The 692-nt window shown below is 70.2% G+C and carries 1 pseudogene; it reads left to right on the forward strand.

Annotated features, from left to right (window positions below):
* Window positions 1-278 (forward strand): annotated as a pseudogene (locus GH736_RS23855) (hypothetical protein); the annotation flags it as partial.
* Window positions 279-692 lie beyond the last annotated feature (414 nt).

Genomic DNA, 692 nt, shown 5'->3' on the forward strand with positions numbered 1-692 from the left:
TGCTCGCGGCGGCGTCGCAGCACGCGGCATCCGTCGGCATGACCGGCCGGCTCTGCCTCCGCGAGGAGCAGGTCGCCGTGGTGAACGCGGCGCTCAGCCCGTCGGCGACCGAGCTGTCGTGGGCGATGGACGTGCTCGAGACGCTCGAGCACTGCGGCATCCGCGACGGCAGCGACCTGCCACGGATCGCCCGAGCCCAGGCCCTGCTCGACGCGGCCGCGACGTTCGGGCTGGATCTCACGCGGCGTGACGCGATGGAATCCGACTACACGGGCTGACCCGCCGCGCGACATCCGCGGGCACGGCCGCGACCGGAGGCGACCATGGGCGGGCAGGCCGCGCAGAGTCTGCCAGAACCCCGTCGGTACAGACGATCGGGTCGCCTGTACGGCGCCGCGAAGAGCGCGCCGTGACGACCTCGGACAGAGCGAGCCGAATGACACCGAGCGCTGATCATGTGCCGTTTCGGGTGCCGATTGCGAGGTCCCCGGAACGCCGCGACGCGCGCAGCAGAAGCCCTGTTCGAGGTCGCCTGAAAGGCGTGAAGTGCGGTCACCTTAACCGCCGGCTGCCCCCGCGTCTACCCCCGCCATCGGAAAGTAGGGATCCCGAGAGCGCGACATAGCGTGGGCGGACCCGAGAGGCTGCACCGACGTTCTTACCCGATCACGTGTTCGTGATGCTGCCTTGGT

It is taken from the genome of Agromyces humi (assembly GCF_009720255.1).
Classification (GTDB): Bacteria; Actinomycetota; Actinomycetes; order Actinomycetales; family Microbacteriaceae; genus Agromyces; species Agromyces humi.